Raw genomic sequence first — 17377 nt, forward strand, 5'->3', positions numbered from 1 at the left:
TTCGAGCGATGCGGCCGGCATCATAAGCTGGAGCAATGCTCGTGAACATGCCCCTGCGTGGGCGCCCATGACCTGGGTCGGCCTGATCATCGCCCTCGCTGGGGCACTGGGATACGCCGTCGGAGCGGCGCTGCAGCAGTTCGAGGCAGTCGCCGAAGGCGCCTCGTTCAAGTTGGTGAAGCGCCCGCGCTGGTGGATCGGCGGCATCATCGGTTTCACCGGCGCCAGCCTGCACGCGGTGGCGCTGAGTTTCGCGCCACTCGTGGTCGTGCAGCCGGTGTCGGTGGCGACGTTGGTGTTCGCCGTGCCGCTGGCCGCCTACTTGTACGGCCGCAAGCCGTACAAGGCGGAGGTTCTCGGCTCCATCGCCGTCGCGGTGGGACTGCTGTGGCTGACGCTGCTGGTCCCGCACACCGACGTGACGCCCAAGCTGTCCACCCCCGCCGCGCTGGGTTTCCTGGCGGTGATCGGGCTGATCGTGCTGGTCGCGAACATGGCGGCGGCCAGGTCGACGGGCGCGACCAAGGCGCTGCTGCTGTCGGTCGGGGCGGGTGTGGTGACCGCGAGCGTGTCCACGTTCGTGCGGGTGGTCGGCGGCGGCCTGCATGGTGATTTCTCCAGGCTCATCCACTGGTTCACGCTGGTCATTCCGACGATGCTGGTCTTCGCGGTGATCCTGCTGCAGCGCTCCTACGCGGTCGGCTACTTCGGCATCGCGTACGCGGGCGTGCAGGTCATCGACCCGATCACCTCGGTGCTCGCGGGGGCGATCCTGCTCGGGGAGCCGTTGCCCACCTCGCCGTCGACGGCGGTGCCCGCCCTGCTGGCCGCGGCGCTGACCATCGGCGGGACGATCACACTCGGGCGGCTGGCCCCCGACCAGTCGCGACCGCTGCCCGAGGTGTCCATCCCAGTACCTCATCCATCGAGCGCAACATCAAATCAGCGCTGAACCTGGCCGCCAGCGACATTCCCGTGTCTCGCAGCCGTACGGCGAGCGGGTTGTGGATCTTGGTCAGCCCGCAGATCCTCATCGACTGGGCCACCACCTTCGACGTGCGTTCGAGCCTGGCCGCGGTGTAGGCGGGCAGGTCGCAGGGGGTCATCGCCAGGACGATCGCATCCTCGACGGCCTGGCACGCGCCCTGACCGAGGTTCGGCGTCATGGGGTGCGCGGCATCGCCGATCAGCGCAACCCTGCCGCGGTGCATCGCCGGCAGCGGGGTGTCGAGGTGGTAGATGTCGTTGCGGATCACCTTCTCCCCGCTGGCCGACCCCAGCAGCGTGGGCAGCGGCTCGTGCCATCCCCCGAACCTCCGCAGGAGCTCCTGCCGCTCATCCGCGTGTACGGCTCCCGCGGGCGACAGGTCGGTGGCGTAGACGTAGACGAGGTCGTCGGCCAGCGCGTGGACGCCGATGACCAGACCCTTGCCCCAGCTCTCCGTGCTCTGGATCGTGCCGCCAGGATGGGGGACCAGCGCCCTCCACGCGGTCACCCCTGAATAGACGGGGTCGGGATGGCCGGGAAAGAGCGTCCTGCGGGTGGCCGAGTGGATGCCGTCTGCCCCGATCACCAGGTCTGCCTCGAACTCGGCGGCGTCGGTCCGCACCACACCGTTCTCCGCGTCCACACCGGTGACGGTCGTGCCGAGGCGTAGATCCTTGACCCGGTCGGCGAGCAGGTCCATGAGCGTGGCGCGCAACATGATGACCACCGAGTCGCCGTACCTGGCGGTGGCCCGCTCCTCGGTGGCGTGGACGAGCCAGCGGCCCGTCGGCGTACGGATTCCACCCTTGCCCTGGATCCTGGACAGGCGGCGGACCTCGTCACCCAGCTTGATCATGTCGAGTGCTTTGAGGGCGTTCGCCGCGATCGCCAGGCCTGAGCCCACGGGTTCGAGCTTCTTCGCGCGCTCCAGAACGGTGACCTCCCACCCACGCTGCTCCAGCGCGATGGCCGCGGTCAGCCCGCCGACCCCTGCACCGATCACGACTGCCTTCGACATCGCCTGTCTCCTCACTACGACTGTAGTTGGGACCGTACTACAGCCGTAGTTCAACTACAAGTGTAGTCTGGCTAGGTGAAACGTTTGGATGCCGTCGCGGAGGCGGCCATCACCCTGCTCGCCGAGCGCGGCATGCGCGGGTTGACGCACCGCGCGGTGGACGAGTTCGCGGGTCTCCCTCCCGGCTCGACGTCGAACCTGGCACGCACCAGGGCCGCGTTGCTGGAGCTGACGTTGCAGCGCCTGACCGAGCTCGAGGCCGCGGCCCTGGCTCCCGCAATGGGCTTGCCGGGCGAGCGGACCGCCGCGCCCGGTGCCGGTTCCCCGGCCGAACGGGCACTCACCTCCAGCCTGACCGCGACGCTGGGGAAAGGCCCTGCCGCTGGGCCGGGCCCGACCGACGATGAGGGGGCCGGGGTGGCGGGCGGCGAGGGGGGCGCCCGCGGATCCGGGGTGGCCGAGCTGCTGGAGTGGGGAGACCTGGCGGGTCTGATGGCCGAGCTGCTCTGGGTGCAGCTGGCGGACCGGCGCAGGACACTCGCCCGTTACGAGCTGGCGTTGGAGGCGACCCGCCGTCCCGAGCTCCGGGAGATCTACGACATGGCGGGCGCCCGCTTCCGGGACCCCGCCGTCGCGCTGCTCGCCGCGGCTGGTTCGCGGGATCCGGTACGGCACGGGCGCCAGTTGGTGGCTTACGGCGAGGGCGTCATGTTCGACGCGATCGCGGGCGCGGGTGTGATGCCCTCGATCGAGGACCTTCGGGCGGGGCTGAGCGAGTTCCTCTCCGGCATGCTGTCCTGACCGACTGACCGACTGACCGACTGACCGACGTGCTGACTGACTGGCGGATGGTGAGGAGACCCGGTCGAGGTCAGGCGGCGGGTCCCACCAGGCGGGCGCGGTGCGGCGGCCACTCCTCGGGAAGGATGCCGAACACGACCGTGTCCCGCCACGTCCCGTCGGGCCGCTGCCTGTTGCGTCGCAGCGTCCCCTCGTGCACCCCGCCGATCCGCGCGATCGCCGCCTGCGACCTGGTGTTCAGGTGGTCGGTCTTCAGCTGGACCCTGTTGTACCCGATCACGTCGAAGGCGTGGTCGAGCAGCAGCACCTTGCAACTGGTGTTCACCGCCGTGCGCCACACCGCCCTGCCGTACCAGGTCCAGCCGATCTCGATGCTCTGGTCGAAGCCGGGCACGTCGAGGTAGGTCGTCCACCCGACGGCCTTGCCGCTCTGCTTGAGGATGACCGCGTGCGCCGCGTACTTGTCGCTCTCGATGAGCTCACCGGCGATCGCGGCGAGCTCCTCAGGCGTGCGCGGCACGGGTACGGACAACCAGCACCACACCTCCTCGTCCCCGCCCCCCGCCTCGAACAGGTCGGGGATGTGGTCAAGGGTCAGCGGCTCGAGCCGTACGACAGCGTTCTCGAGCACGGTGGCGGAGGGCAGCTTGGCGGTCATGTGGGACACCGTACCTAAGGCGTCCACCTGCGCTTATGGCCACCCGATCGGTTTTCCTCGCGACCACTTGTCGACACTCATACCGGCCGGTCGGTATGGTCAGGGCATGGACTTCGCCTTCGACACCGTCACCGAGGACCTGCGCGAGCGGCTGCTGCGCTTCATGGACGAATGTGTCTACCCGGCCGAGGAGGCCTTCGAGGAGCAGGCGGCCGTGAGCGGCTGGAGCAGCCCGCCGCTGATGGCCGATCTGAAGGAGGAGGCCCGCAAGAGAGGGCTGTGGAACCTCTTCCTGCCGGGCGAGCACGGCGCCGGCCTCACGAACCTGCAGTACGCGCCGCTGGCGGAGATCACCGGACGGAGCCCGAGGATCGCGCCGACGGCGACCAACTGCGCCGCGCCCGACACGGGCAACATGGAAGTGCTGTCGATGTTCGGCAGCGAGTGGCAGCGCAAGGAGTGGCTGCGGCCGCTGCTCGACGGCGAGATCCGCTCGGCGTTCGCGATGACCGAGCCCGACGTCGCCTCCTCCGACGCGACCAACATCTCCACCCAGATCGTCAAGGATGGCGCGGAGTACGTCATCAACGGCCGCAAGTGGTTCATCTCCGGCGCGATGAACCCGGACTGCAAGATCCTCATCGTCATGGGCAAGACGAACCCCGACGCGCCCAAGCACCGGCAGCAGAGCATGGTGCTCGTCCCTCGCGACACCCCTGGCCTGCACATCAAGCGCGGCATGCACGTCTTCGGCTACAGCGACGCCGACCACGGCGGCCACGCGGAGGTGGTCTTCGAGGACGTGCGGGTGCCCGCCGACAATTTGATCGGCGAGGAGGGCGGCGGCTTCGCGATCGCGCAGGCCAGGCTCGGCCCAGGCCGCATCCACCACTGCATGCGCATGATCGGCATGGCGGAGCGGGCGATCGAGCTGATGTGCAGGCGCTCGCTCCAGCGGACGGCCTTCGGCAAGACGATCGCCGAGCAGGGCGTCGTCCAAGACTGGATCGCCGAGTCCAGGGTCCGCGTCGAGCAGCTCAGGCTGCTGGTGCTCAAGACCGCGTGGCTGATGGACACCGTCGGCAACAAGGGCGCCCACACCGAGATCCAGGCCATCAAGATCGCCACGCCCCGCGAGGTGGAGTGGATCCTCGACAAGGCCATCCAGGTCCACGGCGCGGGCGGCGTCAGCCAGGACTTCCCGCTGGCGGGGCTCTGGGCGGGAGTGCGATCGCTGCGCTTCGCCGACGGACCCGACGAGGTGCACAAGCGTTCGCTCGCCCACAGGGAGCTGAAGAAGTGGATGTAGTCGACAGGTTCCTGGAGAACGCCCCCTCCGACCGCCTGGAGTTCCTGCGCGCCCGGTTCGACGCAGGGCTGGCGTGGGTGCACTTCCCCGTGGGGCTCGGCGGCCTGGGCGCGCCCCGCGAGCTGCAGCGGGAGGTCGAGCGCGCGCTCGCCCACACCCCGCAGCTCGACACCGGCGTGCAGGGGATCGGCCTCGGCATGGCCGCCCCGACCATCCTCTCGTTCGGCACGGAGGAGCAGAAGAAGCGCTTCCTGCGGCCGCTGTGGACGGGCGAGGAGATCTGGTGCCAGCTCTTCAGCGAGCCCGGCGCGGGCTCCGACCTGGCCACGCTGGCCACCCGCGCCGTCAGGGACGGCGGCGAATGGGTCATCGACGGCCAGAAGGTGTGGACCTCCGGCGCCCACCACGCCCGCTGGGGCATCCTCGTCGCCAGAACCGACCCTGACCTGCCCAAGCACCGCGGCCTGACGTACTTCATCTGCGACATGCACGCCCCCGGCGTCGACGTGCGCCCGCTGCGGCAGATCACCGGTGAGGCCGAGTTCAACGAGGTCTTCCTCACCGGGGTGCGGCTCTCCGACGACCTGCGCCTTGGCGAGGTCGGCGACGGCTGGCGGGTCGCCCAGACCACGCTCATGAACGAGCGCGTGGCCATCGGCGGCGCGCCCGTCCGCAAGGGCGGCGGCATGGTCGGCCTGGTCGCCGACGCCTGGCGTGAGCACCCCGAGCTGCGCACCCACGACCTGCACCAGCGCCTGCTCGCGCTGTGGGTGGAGGCCGAGGTCACCCGCCTTTCAGGGGTACGGCTGCGCGAACAGCTCGCCGCCGGGCAGCCCGGCCCCGAAGGGTCGGGCATGAAGCTGTCGTTCGCCAAGCTCAACCAGGCGCTGACCGGCTTCGAGGTGGAGTTCCACCGCGACCTCGGCTACGACGACTGGGCCTTCCGCCGCTCCGACTCGGTCGACTTCCTCGGCCGCGGCCCCGGCTACCGGTACCTGCGCGCCAAGGGCAACTCCATCGAGGGCGGCACCTCGGAGATCCTGCGCAACATCATCGCCGAGCGCGTGCTCGGCCTGCCCTCCGAACCCCGCGTCGACAAGGACGTTCCGTGGAAGGACCTGCCGCGATGACGCTGCTCTACACCGACGTCGAGGAGGAGCTGCGGGCCGCCGTCCGCGACCTGCTCGCCGACCACTGCCCGCCGTCCGCGGTGCTGGCCAGGATCGAGGGCGCGCCCCACGACCTGGACCTGTGGAAGACGCTGGCGCGCGACATCGGCGTGGCGGGGCTGCTGATCCCCGAGGAGTACGGCGGGGCGGGCGCCTCCGCGCGGGAAGCGGCGGTCGTGCTGGAGGAACTGGGCAGGGGGGTGACGCCTGTCCCGTTCTTCACCAGCTCGGTGCTGGCCACCCATGCCCTGCTCCAGGTGGGCGCCGTGGACCTGCTGCGCGGGATGGCGGACGGCGAGATCACCGCGGCCCTCGCCGTGCCGTTCGCGGCCTCGCCGTACAGGGAGGCAGGGGCGACGGTCACTCTCACGGACGGGACGCTGACCGGACAGGTCCGGGGGGTCGCGGGCGCCGATGTGGCCGACGTGCTGCTGGTGCCGGCCGACGGCGTCCTCCACGCGGTCCGCGCGGCCGATGCCCGCGTCGAGGTCGTGCCCTCGCTGGACCTGACCAGGCCGATCGCGCACGTCACCCTCGACGGCGCCGCCGAGCCGCTGGGCGCATTCGACCAGCGGGAGACGCTGCGGTTCGGGGCGGGACTGCTGGCCTCCGAGCAGCTCGGCGTGGCCGAGTGGTGCCTGGAGACGACGCTCGCCTACGTCAAGGAGCGCTACCAGTTCGCCAGGCCCGTCGGCTCCTTCCAGGCGATCAAGCACAGGCTCGCCGACCTGTGGCTGGACGTCGTCAGAGCACGGGCCGCCGCCCGCGGAGCCACCGACGCCGGTCCGATGTCCGCTGCGGTGGCGCAGGCGTGGAACGCTGGCGTGGCGGTGCACGCGGCGGAGGAGGCGGTGCAGCTGCACGGCGGGATCGGGATGACCTGGGAGCATCCCATTCACCTGTACCTCAAGCGCGCCAAGTCCACCGAACTCGCCCTCGGCACTCCGGGCGATCACCGGGACGCGCTGGCCTCGCTCGCCGACCTGCCGGGGCCTGCCTGAGCGTGGCGTAGGTCGTCCATCGGGAGCGGCGCGCAGGTCCCTCGGCGCGCCTGCTCCTTCGACGTCGCGTCGTACTTCGCCGCCTGCGGCCCTGGTCGGCCGGACGGTCACCAAGGGCGTCGCGCGTACCCTTACGGTCGCAGCGACGTGAGCAGCAGGTCGGCGAAGTGCGCCCCGACCTGGGCGCCCGAGAGCACGCCCTCGGCGTGGTACCAGGAGCCGAGGTGGTGGACCGAGCCGAAGAAGTAGTCGACGACGATCTCGGCGGGCACCGCGGAGCGGAACACGCCCTCCCGCTGCCCCTCCGCCACCAGGTCGCGGAAGCGCTCGTGGTAGCGGCGGCGCTCGGCCCTGACGGTCTTCTGCGTCTCGGGGGCGAGCAGATGCATCGACCTGAAGAAGATCTTGGAGTCGTCGAGGTTGTCGGTGGTGGTCTCCACGACGTCGGCCGCCGCCGCGTGCAGGCGCTCGGACACGGTGCCGGGGCCGTCGGCGATCTTCGTCAGCCGTTCCATCTGCATCCGGAGCACGCGGCCATAGATCTCGTGCAGCAGATCGTCCTTGGAGTCGAAGTAGTGGTACATCGCCCCCTTGGTGACCCCGGCCGCGACCACGATCTCCTGCACTGACGTACTCTCGAAGCCGCGGTCGGCGAACAGCCGCGTCGCCTCGGACAACAGCCGCTGTCTGACCGGTTCTTCCTGTGCCATGGTCAACAGCATACCGACTGGTCGGTCGAGTGTCCGGAAGGGGCTCCTCACGGCTAAGTTAGGCTTACCTTGGGTATTTGATGACCAGCGAGGGATCTTCGGCGTGGCAGATCCGTGGTCAACCTTCTGAGCTTGGGGGAGTTTGCCGTGCCCGGTGGCTCGATCTACGTGCAGCAGGACGAGAAGTTCACAGGCTCGTCCCCGCAGTGGTGGTACGAGAAGTTCTTCCGCGAGGACGCGAAGAACCGTCAGCGGTCCAGGGCGATCAAGGCGGGCGTGGGGCTCGTCGCGGGGCTGGCGCTGGCCATCCGCTTCGACCTCCCATGGATACCCGTCTTCGGGCTCCTGTCCGCCGCTCTCGTGGCCGCCCTCGACTGGGGCATCGTCTGGTACAACTTCAACGCCACCTCCGTCTGGCGCGGTCGCCGCCGCGGCGAGGTGATCACCCAGCGCAAGCTCAAGCGCGGTCTCAACAGCTCCGGCTACCGCATCCTGCAGGGCAGGGCCATCCGTGGTCAGGCCTCCATCGACCACCTGGTCATCGGCCCCGGCGGCGTCTGGATCGTCGACAACGAGTCGTGGTCGCCCGACACCGACATCGCGGCCTATGGCGGGCGGCTGTTCTTCGGCGAGAAGTTCGGCACCCACGTCGCCAAGCCGCTGGTCGCCACCGCCGACGCCTTCGCCGAGCTGCTCGGCAGGGAGACCGGGATCGCGCTGTCCATCCAGCCGATACTCGCCGTCCACTGCGGCAGGCTGCCGCGCGGCGGCATCGTGAGCGCCGAGGGCATCACGCTGCTCAAGCCCTCCCTGGCCGCCAAGGTCATCAAGAGGGCCGACAGGGTGGTGCTGAGCGAAGAACAGATCGAGCTGCTCGCCCGTACGGCGGCGCGGGAGCTGGCTAGGCCAGTCGCTCGATGAACTCCGCCAGCTGGGCGATGTTGCGACACTCGCGCATCGGCACGATCGAGCCGTAGGCGGTGGCGAGGGAGTCGCCGCTGTCCCACTGCTGCCTCGGCTCGGGATTGAGCCAGTACGCGTGCCTGGCGCCCTTCGCCAGCCGCTTCAGCGTGTCGAGCGCGGGCGGCTGGTAGTTGGAACGCGCGTCGCCGAGGATCAGCAGGCTCGTCTTGGGTCCGACGGCGTCCTTCTTCGCGAATTCCTCGAAAGCCCGCCCATAATTCGTCCGGCCAAAACGCGACATATTCGCTTCTGTTGCTAGTTTGGCCAGCGCTTCGCTCACGTCACCACCGGGCGCGAAGAACCGGGTGATCTCGTCCACCGTGTCGACGAATCCGAACGCCCGCACCTTCGTGAACTGCTCCCGAAGCGCATATGTGAGCAGCAGCGTGAAATGGGCGAACGACGAGACCGAATCGCTGGTGTCGCACAGGACCACCAGTTCGGGCTTGTGCGGCCGCGGCGGCCTGAACTTCGGCTCCATGGGCACGCCGCCCGTGGACAGCGACGCCCGCATCGTCCTGCGGAAGTCGAGCCGCCCCCGCCTGCCGTGCTTGTGCCTGATCGCCAGGCGCGTGGCCAGCCTGCGCGCCAGCGGATACACCTCTCGGCGCAGCCTGACGAGGTCCGCCCTGGTGATCCGCAGGAAGTCCAGCTGGTCCACGGGGGGCCGTACGGCGGAGCGGGCGATGCGCTCGATGCCCGAGTCCTCGGCGATCCTGCGCCTGACGTCGGTGGCGACGGCGTCCTCGAAGCGTTTGATGTTGGCGTTGACGCGCTGCCTGGCGATCTTCTCCTCCAGGCCGCCCCTGGCCACGCCCTGCAGGAGGCGCGCCATGAGGGTGTCGGGGGACAGGGCCCGCATGACGCTGTAGGAGAACCAGTTCTGCCTGCCCTCCGCCGCGGGCTGGCGGCCGAACCGCTCGACCATCGCGCGGGCGAACTCCCTCATCTCGGCGTCGGTCGAGGCGCGCAGCAGCTCGCCCAGGCGCTCCCTGGGATCGGCGTGATCGTCGTCGCGCTCGCCGTACCGGTTCCCCGGCTCCGCGGACAGACCCGTGGTGGAGGACGGGAACCACAGGTCGAACAGCACGTCGAAACCGGGCCGGTAGGCGGGCCTCTTGACCAGCGTCGCCGCGTATGCGGCGCGCAGCGACTCACGCTCGGCCAGGTCGATCACCTGTAGTGCCCTGGCCGCGTCGAGGCCCTCGGCCAGCGACACCGGTAGTCCCGCCTCACGCAGCGCGTGCACGAAGCCGACATGCCGGTCCACCAGGCTCACAGGCCCAGCTCCTTGCGGGCGCGCGCCTGGTCGGACGCGTGCTTGAGCACCACGCCGAGCGTGCCGGACACCGTCTCCTCGTCGAGCTCCTCGCGGCCGAGCGCCAGGAGGGTGCGCGCCCAGTCGACGGTCTCGGCGACCGAAGGGGCCTTCTTCAGCTCGAGCGCCCGCAGCGTGGCCACCGTCCTTGCGAGCTGCTCGGCCAGGTCGGCAGGCAGGGTCGGCACCTGCGAGAGCACGATGTCGCGCTCGCGGTCCTGCGTCGGGTACTCGATGTGAAGGTAGAGGCAGCGGCGCTTGAGCGCCTCCGACAGCTCGCGCGTGGCGTTGGAGGTGAGGACGACGAACGGCCGAAGCGTGGCCTCGATCGTGCCCAGCTCGGGGATCGTCACCTGGAAGTCCGACAGCAGCTCCAGCAGCAGGCCCTCGACCTCGACATCGGCCTTGTCGGTCTCGTCGATCAGCAGCACGGTGGGCCCCGCGCTCCTGATCGCCTTGAGCAGGGGCCGCTCCAGCAGGAACTCCTCGGAGAAGATGTCGTCGTCCGAGCTCGTCGCCTGAATGCGCAGGAGCTGCTTCTTGTAGTTCCACTCATACAGCGCCCTGGCCTCGTCGAGCCCCTCGTAGCACTGCAACCTGATCAGCTCGGCCCCCGTCGCCTGCGCCACGGCCTTGGCCAGCTGAGTCTTGCCGACCCCCGCGGGCCCCTCGGCGAGCAGGGGCTTGCCGAGCGCGGCGGCCAGGAACACCGAGGTGGCGATGGAGTCGTCGGAGAGGTAGTCAACGGCGGCGAGCCGCTCGCTCACGTCAGCGGGCGAGTTGAACATCGATGCTCCTGTCTGGGGGACCGAACTTTATTCTAGCAGACGCAGCAATAAGTCCGAATTGAGCTGTTCTATGGCGTTTAGAGAAATGCCGATAAACGGGGGTTCTGCCTTAATGCAGTAATGGTCATGGCAAGAAGCGGATTGTGTCGGTTCGGCGGGCGCGCGCAGGGGGGATTTCCGCACTGACTTCATAGTCACTCAGAGAGGAAATAGCGATGCGTATCGCAGTTGCCGCCACCGGCCTGATTCTGGTCGCTGGCTTCGGCCTCGCCTCCACGGCGACCACCGCTTCGGCGCAGACCCTGCCCGCCCGCGTCGTCCTCGCGGGCGACGACTGGAAGGACGGTGGCGACGAGTGGGACGACAAGGGCGACGGGTTCGGCAAGGGGCATGGCTGCCACTCCGGCCATTGCGGAGAATTCCACGGCTGCGGCGGTGGCGGCGGCGGCGGATGGTGGAACACCTGCCGCGGCTGGGGCCCCGGCCTGGGCGGCCGCGGCCCGCACACCGGCGGTGGCGCCATGGCCAAGGTAACCGTTCGCAAGTGATGAGGGGACACATCGTCGGCCGCCACGCCCTGTGCGTGGCGGCCTCCCTCACGACTCTGGCCCTGGCGCCGGTCGCCGCGCACGCCGGCATCGAGCGAGTCCAGGCCCCCAAGCCCGGTCGCGCCGCCACGAACAAGCCGGCCAAGCTCGTTCGCGCCGAGATTCCCAGGCCGGGGCGGGTGGGGACGGACAAGCCCGCCAGGTCTGTTCGGGCCGAGGCCCCGAGGCCGGGTCGCGCCGATACCGACAAGCCCGCCAGGCGCGAGATTCCCGGGCCGGGTCACGCCGCGACGGACAGGCCATCCAGACCTGTTCGCGCGGCGATCCCAAGGCTGGATCGTGTGGACGCGGACCGGCTCGTCAGGCTGGATCGTGTGGACGCGGACAGGCTCGTCAGGCTGGATCGTGTGGACGCGGACCGGCTCGTCAGGCTGGATCGTGAAGACGAGGACAGGCCTGCCAGGCCGGGTCGGGAGGACGCGGACGAGCCCGCCAGGCCGGGTCGCGCGGACCTGGACAAGTCCGTGAGGCCTGTTCGCGTCGAGACCCCGAGGCCCGGTCGCGCGGACCTGGACAAGTCCGGACGGGACGACACTTCCTGGGCCGATCGCGTCAACCTGTACAGGCCCGACAGGCCCGCCCGCGTCGCGGATCTCAGGGACGCTCGCCAGGAGACCGCCGCGGAGCGCCAGGCCAAGGCTGCCAACGTCCCTCCCGCGACCATCCAGATTCCCAGCCTGGACATCGGCGCCGGCGTCATGCGGGTCGGCACGGAGGAGGGCAGGATCGCCGCCCCGCCGCTCAGCGCGTCGGGGAAGGTCGGCTGGTTCGAGGGCGGTCCCAAGCCCGGAGAGCCGGGTGCGGCCATCCTGCTCGGGCACTACGACAACACCACGGGCCCCGCCATCTTCTACAAGCTCAGCGAGCTGCGCCCCGGTCAGCGGATCTATGTGACCCGCAAGGACGGAGAGCGGCTGCGCTTCGTCGTCACCAAGATCGCCACCTACCCGAAGGACGACTTCCCCGCCGCCAAGGTGTACGGCGACCCCGGCTACCCGGCCCTTCGACTGATCACCTGTGCGGGCGCGTTCAACACCACCACCAGGCATTACGTCGACAACACGGTGGTCTTCGCCAGGCTCCTCAACAGGGGCGAGTGGGCCTGATTGCCGCTGATTCGACCTGCGTCGCGAAGCCGGGTATATTTCTTCCCGCGGGCGCCGCTAGCTCAGTTGGTTAGAGCAGCTGACTCTTAATCAGCGGGTCCGGGGTTCGAGTCCCTGGCGGCGCACATATCGAAAGCCCAGGCCGGTTCACCGGCCTGGGCTTTCGCTGTTTCGGGGAAATGCCGGAAGAAATGTTCGGAGGCGCACGGATCTGCGCGGCCGTCCACCAAAGGACGGCCCGGACAAGACGAGCGGCGGGATGAAGGAGCGGTCGCGGCTAGTCGCGCTTGCGGCGCTTGCGCCTCACGTCGATGCCGCCCCAGAACGAGAACCCGGTGACCCTGATCCGCGGGGCGCCCGGCGCTCCCGCGCCGCTGGCGGCGTGGTCGAAGCCGCCCATGATCCCGATGCCCGTCACGTTGACGTCGGCGTCCTCGGGCACGACGATCTCGACCCCGCCCATCACGGCGAACGCCCTGATCGTGATCTCTCCGCCGTTCAGCACCGCGTCACGCAGGTCGATCTTCCCGCCGCCCCAGAACGCGACGGTGGTCAGCCGGCGCGGCGCCCGCCAGATGCCGGTCCGCTTGAACCCGCCCATGACGGCGATCGCGACGCCGCTCTCCTCGCCCGAGGTCGTCGAGGGCAAGGACGAGGGCGAGGGCGAGGGGGAGTGGGAGGGGGTGGGCAGGTCGTGGGTGAGGAGGTCGAGCTCAGCGTAGGTCTTGGCGGTGTAGACCTGGTCGAGGCGCTCGTGGAACTCCTCCATCCCCAGCCGCCCGTCTCCCGCGGCGGTACGGAGGATCTCGGCGGTGCGCTCACGGTCGAGGTCTGCGGCGCGCATCTCGCGCGGGTCGCGGTCGGGCAGGGGGGTCATGGGTAAAGCCTAGACCGGTTTCGCGTGGCCCGTGAGCTCGTGCGAAGCTGTCACTGTCCCCAAGACCAGGAGGTCCTGATGGCTGAAACACCGGCGGAACCCGAGCCCACCGAGGCTGCCGAGGATGAGCTGAAGCGGAAGTTCCGCGAGGCGCTGGAGCGCAAGAACAACGCGCACGCAGACTCGGTCGCGGGCGGTAAGGGAAAGGATCCCTCGAAAATCCACGGCGCCCACGGTCCGGCCTCGAGCAAGCGAACCTTCCGCCGTAAGAGCGGCGGCTGACGCCTCGGCTTCCCGGGAGGGTACGGCAATGCCGTGCCCTCCCGCTCTTTTTGGCCTGACTGAAACGATTCACCATTACGCCGAACTGCGGTGACGCGCTGCGGCCATAGAATATGAAAAACATTCTCAATGGCCGCCCGGCGGAATAGCCTTGCCACTCTGATGGGCTTTTTCGCTCCTCTAGCTATAAATATCCATAACCGTGGTCTCGTCCCTTCTTAAGATGACACGGCCTCCTCCTACGCTGTCCCGGTCAGCGCGACGGTGAGGGAGGTTTCGTGCTGGGACTCGATGACTGCCTGGCCGAGGTCATGGCCATACCTGGCGCCCTCGACGCGATGGTGGTCGACCACACCAGCGGCATGGCGGTGGCCGCGAGCGGGGGCGAGGGCATCGACGTCGAACGCTCGGCGGCGGCGCTGAGCGAGGCGCTGCGCCACACGACGGACGGGCTCGCCCAGACCTCGCCGGACGGAACGATCCGCCTCGACGAGATGCTCATCACCACCGACAAGGGTCACCATCTGGTGCGCCACCTGGTGACGCCGTTCGAGGGGCCGCTGGTCCTGTACGTGCGGCTGGACAGGGAGCGGGCCAACCTCGCCCTGGCGCGCTACCGCCTGCAGGCCATCTCAGGACAGTTGGCCAAGTGACATGCCCGCACTGGACACGCTGCTCGCCGGGCTGGCGAGAGAACGCTCGACGGGCGCCCTGCGGGTGGGGCGGGCCGGCACGATCTTCATGGACGCCGGACGGGTCACCTACATGGAGTGCGTCGACACGCCGAGGGCCGAGGACGTGCTGATCGCCAGTGGCAGGGTCTCGGCCCCGGCCCTGCGCAGGGCCCAGCGCGAGGGCGGCGGCGCGCGCCTGGTCGAGGACGGCATGGTCACCAAGGGCGAGCTACAGCACTGCGTGCTCGGCGCGGTGCTCGACGCGGCCTACTTCCTGCTGCCCGTCACGGGAAGCAGGCCCAAGTTCCGGCCGGGCGAGCGGCACTGGCTGGGCTCCCACTGGTACTTCGAGGTCGAGGAGATCGTCCGCGAGTGCGGGCGGAGGAGGGCTCAGTTGGCGGGGATCTGGCCGTCGGCCGAGGTGGACACCGCGCCTGTGGCGCCGGTCAGGCGGCTGCCGGGCCACCGCGTCGTGCTGAACGACCTGCAGTGGGAGATCCTCGTCCACGCCGACCGCGCGACCACCCCGCTGGAGCTGGCCATGAAGCTCGGCAGGCCCGGCTACTCGACGCTGGTGGCCGTACGGCGGCTGGCGGCGGCGGGCCTGCTCGCGCGCCCGGAGGGTACGGCGCCGCCGCCACTGCCCAGGCGGCTCGGCCGGACCGAGGAGCCGGGGCCGCGCCCCAACCTCGACGCTCCGACCCTGCCGCTCGGGCCCGTGGTGACCGCGGACCCGACCGACATCAACCTGCTGATCCGGCTGAAGAAGGCGCTGGAGGAGCTGTCGTGAGGTTCCCCTCACTCAGAAGGAGGCCACCGATGGAGCTGCGGGACGAGGTGCTGAGAGAGATGGTCCTCCTGCGTGAACGCACACCCGACGTGAGCGGGAGCATCGCCTGCAGCGTGGACGGGCTGACCATCGCCAGCGACCTGACGGGCGGCAACGTCGAGCAGACGGCGGCGCTCTCTGCCGCGCTGCTCGCGCTCAGCAAACGCATGGCCGTCATAGCGGGCAAGGGCGCCCTGGAGGAAACCCTCATCTCGGGCACCGCGGGCTTCGCCGCCTTCTACGCGGCCGGCCCCACGATCGTCCTCACGGTCCTGGCTGACCCGGGTACCAATCTCGGGCTGCTGCGGCTGGAGGGTCGCAAGACGGCGGCGAGCGTCGCCGCCATCGCATCGCGAAAGTGACTCACATCCACACGGAGGAAACGCATGGCCAGCATGGACGTCTCCCTCAAGGAGATGATGGCGATCGACGGTGCTCTCGGCGCCGTCGTGGTCGACTACGGCAGCGGCATGGCGCTGGGCGCCCTGGGCGGCTCCAAGGACCTGGACCTGCAGGTGGCGGCCGCGGGCAACACCGAGGTCGTCAAGGCCAAGATGCGCACGATGGACTCCCTCGGCCTCAAGGACGTCATCGAGGACATCCTCATCACGCTGACGGGGCAGTACCACATCATCAGGCCGATGACCGGCAGGGGCGGCAAGGGACTGTTCCTTTACCTCGCCCTGGACCGCGGCAGGGCCAACCTCGCGATGGCGCGGCACCAGATGCGCTCGATCGAGGAGAAGCTCGAAGTCTGACGGACCGCGCCCCGTGTCCGCGGCGCGGCGGACACGGGGCGTGCCGTGGGACCTGGGCGCGCCCCCTCGCGCCGTGACGATTCCGGCGTTCTACCATGACTCATTCAAGATTCTTGTCTACTGATCGAATTACTGCGCTGAACCCCACGAAACCCGTTGATTCGCAGGGGTTTTCGTGTCTTCTGCGCCTGTCGATTCATGACGATAAAGGGTAGATCTTCTTTCCGATTCATGGGCTTGCTTTTGCCTTTGGGGTGTTTTGCCCATAGAGTCCATTACGTGACCGACCGGTGACCGTGCTCTTCACAAGGGAGAGCAGGCTGGTTGGCGCCGAATCCCGCGAACGCGGGAACCGGGGACCCATCTCATTGGGGTGAATCCGGCTCTGTGCCGGTAGGGCATCTCCACGCCCGAACCCGTCAGCTAACCCGGTAGGCGAGATGGAGAGGACCACACTCGTGCACTATCACCCCCTGAACTGAGCGGCGCTTTCTTCCCCCGCTTCTTCGCGCTCCCTCTGCGTAGCGACTGTCAGGCCCATGCCCGGCTACGCCTTTGCCTGATCTTCATTTGAGCGCGGACTGCCCATTTCCCCCGCACAAAGGACTTTCATGACCCGCCGCTTCGGCATGCGCGTTTCCGCCCTGCTCGCTACCACCGCTCTCACCGTCGGTTCCGGCGCCGCCGCCGCTTTCGCCGAGCCGACGGGGCCCGACATCTCCCAGGTCACCCAGCAGCGCGCCCTCCTTCAGGGGGCCACCACCGCCTCCTACTACTGGGATGACGCCTCCGGCCGCGCCGGAGACACCGGCCTGCCCGCGAGCGGTATCCCGATGCGCAAGGGTCTGGTCGCCAGCCCGAGCTGGCCCCTCATGACCGAGGGCTACGTCCTCTACAAGGGCAAGAAGGCCCCGTTCTTCGTCGGCGACCGCGGTCCCGGCAACCCCTCGAACAACGGCATCATGCTCGACCTCGATGCCAAGACCTTCGCCGAGCTCACCGGCGGCAGGTTCAACTCCGACACGCTGGGCGTGGACGGCATCGGCGGCGAGGGCCACATCAAGGTCCAGTACGTCGTCACCAAATGGGGCAACGGCCCGGGCAAGAAGAACCAGCCCGTCGCCTTCTCCACCGGCGCGTGGAGCCGCAAGGACACGAACCCGGCCAAGCCGCCGGTCGACCTTCTCGCCCTGGCGAAGAAGAAGAAGGCCGAGGAGGCCGAGGAGGCCAAGAAGGCCGAGGCCAAGAAGGTCGCCGCGCTGAAGGTCGCGGAAGCGGAGAAGTCGGAAGAGGCGCAGGGCGGCGCGTCCGTCGAGCCCGCCTCGTACGACTCGGGCGCCACCACCACGGCCGCCCGTACCGTGACCAAGGACGAGGACGGCCACACCGGAACGGCTCTCGCCCTCATCGGCGGTCTGGCGATCGTCGGCGGCGTCGGCTACCTGGGCCGCGGCCACCTGCGCAAGGTCATCTCCCGCTAGCCTCTTGCCGTCACCCGAAACAGAATGGAATTCTGTTTC

General features: G+C 69.1%; 20 protein-coding genes, 1 tRNA gene and 1 riboswitch. Of the genes, 15 read left to right on the top strand and 6 right to left on the bottom strand.

Annotated elements, in window-relative coordinates; translation table 11 throughout:
- Positions 1-67: 67 nt before the first annotated feature.
- A complete protein-coding gene (locus AB0B45_RS07430) occupies positions 68-952 on the top strand; it encodes a hypothetical protein (protein WP_358126788.1) in 885 nt (294 codons plus the stop codon).
- On the opposite strand, the gene AB0B45_RS07435 is transcribed toward AB0B45_RS07430, so the two are convergent.
- Positions 855-2006 (bottom strand): FAD-dependent monooxygenase, encoded by a 1152-nt coding sequence (locus AB0B45_RS07435; protein ID WP_358126791.1) that lies wholly within the window; start codon positions 2004-2006, stop codon positions 855-857. The genes AB0B45_RS07430 and AB0B45_RS07435 overlap by 98 nt on opposite strands.
- A 75-nt stretch (positions 2007-2081) precedes the next feature.
- On the opposite strand from AB0B45_RS07435, the gene AB0B45_RS07440 reads away from it, so the two are divergent.
- Complete coding sequence (locus AB0B45_RS07440; protein ID WP_358126794.1) at positions 2082-2807, top strand: TetR/AcrR family transcriptional regulator; 726 nt, start codon at positions 2082-2084, stop codon at positions 2805-2807.
- A gap of 70 nt (positions 2808-2877) precedes the next feature.
- Here the strand turns inward: AB0B45_RS07440 and AB0B45_RS07445 are convergent, their stop codons facing one another.
- Complete coding sequence (locus AB0B45_RS07445) at positions 2878-3465, bottom strand: GNAT family protein (RefSeq protein WP_358126797.1); 588 nt, start codon at positions 3463-3465, stop codon at positions 2878-2880.
- 106 nt (positions 3466-3571) lie between these two features.
- Between AB0B45_RS07445 and AB0B45_RS07450 the strand changes: the two genes are divergently transcribed.
- From AB0B45_RS07450 to AB0B45_RS07460, 3 genes are read left to right on the top strand one after another with little or no spacing between them, the layout of a single operon-like run.
- A complete protein-coding gene (locus tag AB0B45_RS07450) occupies positions 3572-4774 on the top strand; it encodes an acyl-CoA dehydrogenase family protein (protein WP_358126800.1) in 1203 nt (400 codons plus the stop codon).
- Positions 4765-5904, top strand: a complete 1140-nt coding sequence (locus AB0B45_RS07455; protein ID WP_358126803.1) for an acyl-CoA dehydrogenase family protein — start codon at positions 4765-4767, stop codon at positions 5902-5904. The genes AB0B45_RS07450 and AB0B45_RS07455 overlap by 10 nt, the downstream gene beginning before the upstream one ends.
- Positions 5901-6944, top strand: a complete 1044-nt coding sequence (locus AB0B45_RS07460; RefSeq protein ID WP_358127559.1) for an acyl-CoA dehydrogenase family protein — start codon at positions 5901-5903, stop codon at positions 6942-6944. The genes AB0B45_RS07455 and AB0B45_RS07460 overlap by 4 nt, the downstream gene beginning before the upstream one ends.
- A 131-nt stretch (positions 6945-7075) precedes the next feature.
- Here the strand turns inward: AB0B45_RS07460 and AB0B45_RS07465 are convergent, their stop codons facing one another.
- Positions 7076-7654, bottom strand: a complete 579-nt coding sequence (locus tag AB0B45_RS07465; RefSeq protein WP_358126806.1) for a TetR/AcrR family transcriptional regulator — start codon at positions 7652-7654, stop codon at positions 7076-7078.
- A gap of 132 nt (positions 7655-7786) precedes the next feature.
- On the opposite strand from AB0B45_RS07465, the gene AB0B45_RS07470 reads away from it, so the two are divergent.
- Positions 7787-8575 carry a nuclease-related domain-containing protein gene (locus AB0B45_RS07470; protein ID WP_358126809.1) on the top strand — a complete coding sequence of 263 codons (789 nt, stop codon included), beginning with the start codon at positions 7787-7789 and terminating at the stop codon, positions 8573-8575.
- Here AB0B45_RS07470 and AB0B45_RS07475 read toward each other — a convergent pair.
- Positions 8556-9896, bottom strand: a complete 1341-nt coding sequence (locus AB0B45_RS07475; protein ID WP_358126811.1) for a VWA domain-containing protein — start codon at positions 9894-9896, stop codon at positions 8556-8558. The genes AB0B45_RS07470 and AB0B45_RS07475 overlap by 20 nt on opposite strands.
- Positions 9893-10723, bottom strand: a complete 831-nt coding sequence (locus tag AB0B45_RS07480; protein ID WP_358126814.1) for a MoxR family ATPase — start codon at positions 10721-10723, stop codon at positions 9893-9895. The genes AB0B45_RS07475 and AB0B45_RS07480 overlap by 4 nt, the downstream gene beginning before the upstream one ends.
- Positions 10724-10938: 215 nt before the next feature.
- On the opposite strand from AB0B45_RS07480, the gene AB0B45_RS07485 reads away from it, so the two are divergent.
- From AB0B45_RS07485 to AB0B45_RS07495, 3 genes are all read left to right on the top strand, one after another.
- Positions 10939-11271: a hypothetical protein gene (locus tag AB0B45_RS07485; RefSeq protein WP_358126817.1), complete on the top strand. Its 333-nt coding sequence runs from the start codon at positions 10939-10941 to the stop codon at positions 11269-11271.
- Positions 11271-12437, top strand: coding sequence for a class F sortase (locus tag AB0B45_RS07490; protein ID WP_358127561.1), 1167 nt, complete (start codon positions 11271-11273; stop codon positions 12435-12437). The genes AB0B45_RS07485 and AB0B45_RS07490 overlap by 1 nt, the downstream gene beginning before the upstream one ends.
- 51 nt (positions 12438-12488) lie before the next feature.
- A tRNA-Lys gene (locus tag AB0B45_RS07495) sits at positions 12489-12562 on the top strand.
- Between the two features lie 152 nt (positions 12563-12714).
- Here the strand turns inward: AB0B45_RS07495 and AB0B45_RS07500 are convergent.
- Positions 12715-13314 (bottom strand): DUF1707 domain-containing protein, encoded by a 600-nt coding sequence (locus tag AB0B45_RS07500; protein WP_358126820.1) that lies wholly within the window; start codon positions 13312-13314, stop codon positions 12715-12717.
- A gap of 78 nt (positions 13315-13392) precedes the next feature.
- Between AB0B45_RS07500 and AB0B45_RS07505 the strand changes: the two genes are divergently transcribed.
- The 6 genes from AB0B45_RS07505 to AB0B45_RS07530 all read left to right on the top strand — a co-directional run bounded on the left by AB0B45_RS07505 (position 13393) and on the right by AB0B45_RS07530 (position 17338).
- Entirely contained in the window at positions 13393-13596 is a 204-nt protein-coding gene (locus AB0B45_RS07505; RefSeq protein ID WP_358126822.1) for a DUF5302 domain-containing protein, read from the top strand.
- Between the two features lie 278 nt (positions 13597-13874).
- Complete coding sequence (locus AB0B45_RS07510) at positions 13875-14249, top strand: roadblock/LC7 domain-containing protein (RefSeq protein WP_358126825.1); 375 nt, start codon at positions 13875-13877, stop codon at positions 14247-14249.
- A 1-nt stretch (position 14250) separates the two neighbouring features.
- Positions 14251-15060: a hypothetical protein gene (locus tag AB0B45_RS07515; RefSeq protein ID WP_358126828.1), complete on the top strand. Its 810-nt coding sequence runs from the start codon at positions 14251-14253 to the stop codon at positions 15058-15060.
- Between the two features lie 29 nt (positions 15061-15089).
- Positions 15090-15461: a roadblock/LC7 domain-containing protein gene (locus tag AB0B45_RS07520; protein WP_358126831.1), complete on the top strand. Its 372-nt coding sequence runs from the start codon at positions 15090-15092 to the stop codon at positions 15459-15461.
- Positions 15462-15485: 24 nt separating this feature from the next.
- Entirely contained in the window at positions 15486-15857 is a 372-nt protein-coding gene (locus AB0B45_RS07525) for a hypothetical protein (RefSeq protein WP_358126834.1), read from the top strand.
- 318 nt (positions 15858-16175) lie between these two features.
- A riboswitch (cyclic di-AMP (ydaO/yuaA leader) is annotated at positions 16176-16310 on the top strand.
- A gap of 158 nt (positions 16311-16468) precedes the next feature.
- Positions 16469-17338: a hypothetical protein gene (locus tag AB0B45_RS07530; protein ID WP_358126836.1), complete on the top strand. Its 870-nt coding sequence runs from the start codon at positions 16469-16471 to the stop codon at positions 17336-17338.
- The last annotated feature ends 39 nt before the right edge of the window (positions 17339-17377 follow it).

Origin of the sequence: Nonomuraea sp. NPDC049152, from assembly GCF_040648355.1 — a bacterium.
Classification (GTDB): domain Bacteria; phylum Actinomycetota; class Actinomycetes; order Streptosporangiales; family Streptosporangiaceae; genus Nonomuraea.